Annotated in this window: 2 protein-coding genes and 1 pseudogene; 1 reads left to right on the forward strand and 2 read right to left on the reverse strand. The window is 73.2% G+C overall.

All coding sequences use genetic code 11. From position 1 onward, the window contains the following. Positions 1–192: 192 nt before the first annotated feature. The gene (locus JJ683_RS18555) at positions 193–1500 is read right to left on the reverse strand and encodes an acyltransferase family protein (RefSeq protein ID WP_200176296.1); all 1308 of its coding nucleotides are present in this window, start codon (positions 1498–1500) and stop codon (positions 193–195) included. 296 nt (positions 1501–1796) lie between these two features. Here JJ683_RS18555 and pgfA point away from each other — a divergent pair, with 296 nt between their 5' ends. Then, entirely contained in the window at positions 1797–2897 is a 1101-nt protein-coding gene (gene pgfA, locus JJ683_RS18560; protein ID WP_200176298.1) for a cell envelope lipid trafficking protein PgfA, read from the forward strand. Here the strand turns inward: pgfA and JJ683_RS18565 are convergent. Continuing rightward, positions 2824–3639 (reverse strand): annotated as a pseudogene (locus tag JJ683_RS18565) (hypothetical protein); the annotation flags it as partial. The gene pgfA and the pseudogene JJ683_RS18565 overlap by 74 nt on opposite strands.

Here is a 3639-nt window from a genome sequence, read left to right on the forward strand (position 1 = left end):
ACCCGGGTGGGCACGGCGGATCCGCGCCCGCGGCGGCGGCCGCGGCGACGTCGCGGCCCGGTTCGCCCGGGCATTCGCGACGGGACGCGCATGGCCGGTGGTCGCCGGAACCGGTCTCATGCTCTCCGCCGGCGTGCTGGCGACGGGGCCGTGGCTCTCGGGAATGCCCTACCAGGGGCACTCGCCGTGGGCTCAGCTCTTCGCGCTGATCGGCGTGGCGGCGGCCGGAGTGTCCGCGGTGCCCGCCTCCGCCCGCGTGCGAACGTGGGCCCGGCGCACGGTGTCCCGGCGCGCCTCCCAGCGCACCAGGGCGCGGCGCGCCGGCTCCTCCACCAACGCGTAGGACGCCGCCGAGACGAGGATGCTGAGCACCAGCGTCGCGACCCACACGAACAGCATGTACCCGCCGAACATCGGCAGCCCGAACGCGGGGAACACCATGGCCAGGACGGCGACGTGCCACAGGAACAGCGCATACGACCAGCGGCCCAGGGCCAGCGCCACGGGACTCGACAGCCACCGATGCGCACCGCGATCGCGGCCGTCGCCGGGCGCCGCGAGCGTCAACGGCGCCAGCAGCGCGAATCCGATGATCGCGCCGAGCCCGATCTTGCACGCGTACTGCCAGGGCGCGGGCTCCACCAGGCCCGGCGGCCCTGCCAGGTTCGTACACGCCAGCGCGTAGGCGGCGACGGCCACGCCCAGCATCGGCACGGGGCGCGCGATCAGCCGGCGCAGCCGCCCGGGTCGCTGCGCGACCGATACCGGCATCATCGCCGCCGCGGCCAGTTCCGCCAGCACCATCCCCGCAGCGAACCAGGCGGCATGCCCCTGCAGCCACGTGTCCGTGTTGACCCCGTCCGGGACCGGAAGATCGACGTACCCCCAGAACAGCCCCGCCACGCCCACCGCGGCGAGAAGGGGCACGCGCAGCCGGGTCCGCCCGCCCCGCAGGCGGACCATCAGCCACGCCACCAGCGGCAGCACCAGGTAGAACGTCATCTCCACCGACAGGCTCCACAGCTGCGTCAGCCCCGCCGTCAACGCGTACGGCACGTACACCTGCGTGAGCGTGAGGTTGGCGAACCAGGTGGAGACGGACGCCGTGGCGGACCCCGTCCCGCCGCCGACCGGCAACAGCCACAGCACCGCGACGACGAGCACCAGGTAGGCGGGCATGATGCGCACCAGCCGCGACCGGTAGTAGCGGGCCGTCGGGGGCCGCGGGCGCAATCCGCGTGCGGCCTGGGCGTGCGGGCGCCACAGGAGGAAGCCGGAGAGCGCGAAGAACAGCGCCACCGCCAGGTCGAGCCGCCCGAAGACACGGCCCGCCACCGAATCCACCGCGTTGCCCGTCTGGAATGCGACGTGGGTGGTCATGACGCCGACCGCGGCGAGCGCGCGCATCCCCTCCAGCGCGGGAATGAACCCGCCGCGGGCGGCCCCGCCGCGCGCCGCCGTTCCCGCCGCGCCCGTCCCGGCGCCCGCCCTCGCAGTCATCGCGCTCCAGTATGCCGCTCCGCGGTTCCCCGGGCCGGTCCGGCGACCCGGGGACTTCACCGGACGGACCGGCGGACGCCGCCGTGCTGTTAGTCTCACGTCCAACGTGTGCTCATCCCGCGCAGCGCGTGCGCGGCGCGCCGTGTCGGGTTGCGCACCGCGCCCGGCGCCAGGAGACACAATGTGAGAGGCCGCAAGGTGCGGGGCCAGAGCGTGAGGGCACGACACCGGGCCCGCGCGGCACCAGGCCCAACGACGACAACCCGCCCGGGCCGGGCGGGACACGAGGAGCGGGGATGGCGAAGAAAAGGCTCGGCAGTGCGGGGATCGTCGCCTGCATTCTGATCGGCCTCGGCGTGTTCCTGGTGGTGGTGGCCATCATGCTGCCCACCTACACCAAGAGCAAGGCGCTCAAGACGCCGCTCGACCTGCACGTGGAGACGGTCGCCACCGGCAAGGGCGCGGTGCTCGACGCGTCGTCCCTGGTGGCGGGCGCGCCCGAGGTGGCGCACGACGTACCACTCAAGGCCGTCCGCAACGTCACCGTGCAGGACCCGTCCAACGCGGACATCATCACCGTGCAAGCGGGCCAGCGGCTGCTGCGCACGGACAAGCCGGCCCCCAAGTCCGACGCGCCCACCGCCCGGGACCCGCGCCTGATCAACGCGACCGTCGACAAGGTCACGCTGGACCGCGTCACCTCCATGCCCATCAACAACCCGGAGAGCCCCAACGGCGTCTGGACGGACGCGGGTGGGCAGATGGACCCGGTCCCCCGCGAGGGACTGCAGTACAAGTTCCCGTTCGACGTGGAGAAGAAGTCATACCCGTACTTCGACCTGACCTCGCGCACCACGCACCCGATCGACTTCGCCGGCGAGGAGGAGATCGACGGGATGACGGTCTACCACTTCACTCAGGACATCGCACCGGTCGACCTCAGCAAGACCGTGGGCGGCACCTCGGACAAGCTGACGATCCCGGCGGAGGCGCTGGGCGTCACCGGCGAGGGCGACGTCGAGGTGCACCGCTTCTACACCAACCAGCGTGACCTGTGGGTGGACCCGGTCACCGGCGTCATCGTCAAGGGCCGCGAGGTGATCAACCAGTACTTCGCCCGCAGCGCCGACGACGACGCCCGCATCACGGCGCTGTCGATCAGCCCCGAGACCGGGCTGACCTTCGACCAGAACACCATCGACTACCAGCTGCAGCAGGCACGTGACGGTCAGGACAAGATCGAGCTCGTGACCTTCACGATCCCGCTGATCGCCGGCATCGTCGGCGCGCTCGTCCTGCTGGCCGGCCTGATTCTGGGATTCCTCAAGACGGGCCGGTCCGGCCGACGCGACGACGACCGGCACGAGCCGCCCACCGAGCAGATCCCGACCTACTGACGGTGCGGGCCGCGCCCTCCGGGGGCCGCAGCGACAACAGCACCGCCACCGTGACCGCCGCGGTCGTGCCCAGCGCACAGGCCGCGGCGGTCACGGCCATCCGCGTCACCGACGACGCGGCCGCCAGCGCCGCGCCCTCCACCGCCAGCCCCGCCCAGGCGAGCACCGCCAGACGCGTCGCGTCACGGGCGATCGCCGACAGCAACGCCCCCTGCAGCACCGCGAACGCGGCGCCGACGAGCGCGAACAGCCACACCAGCCCCACCACCGGCCGGTACTGCTCCCCCACCAGCACCGGAACCAACGGTGCCGCCGCGGCAGCGCAGGCCACCACCGCCGCCCCCAGGCCTGCGAGCACGGCCAGCGTGACGCGCACCGCCCGCAGCGAATGCTCGGGGCGCGCCATCCGCGGGTAGAGCACCACCCCCACCGCGGCGGGCAGCCAGAACGCGGCCTTGGTGGCCACCGACCCCATCGCGTACACGCCCGCGTCGGTCTCGGACAGCACCACGCGGGCCACCATCAAGTCGATGGACGTGAGCAGCATGAGCACCAGCTGCACCTGCGACGCGCGCAGCACCGACGCCGTCGCCCCGACCGTCGGGGAAGCGTTCTCCACACCGTCCGCCCCGGCATCCGACGCTGGCCGCCCGTTGCGGGCCGGGCCGTCGCGGGCGACGACCGCGCGTGCCAGGACCACCGCCGCGGCCGTCCCCGCAGTGCCGGCCGCCAGCGCCGCCGT

This window comes from Tomitella cavernea (genome assembly GCF_016599145.1).
Taxonomy (GTDB): Bacteria; Actinomycetota; Actinomycetes; order Mycobacteriales; family Mycobacteriaceae; genus Tomitella; species Tomitella cavernae.

What these genes read in the sequence shown, in the direction of transcription:
- pgfA (WP_200176298.1), top strand. Translation starts at nt 1,797, where the DNA reads ATGGCGAAGAAAAGGCTCGGCAGTGCGGGGATCGTCGCCTGCATTCTG.
- JJ683_RS18555 (WP_200176296.1), bottom strand. Translation starts at nt 1,500, where the DNA reads ATGACTGCGAGGGCGGGCGCCGGGACGGGCGCGGCGGGAACGGCGGCG.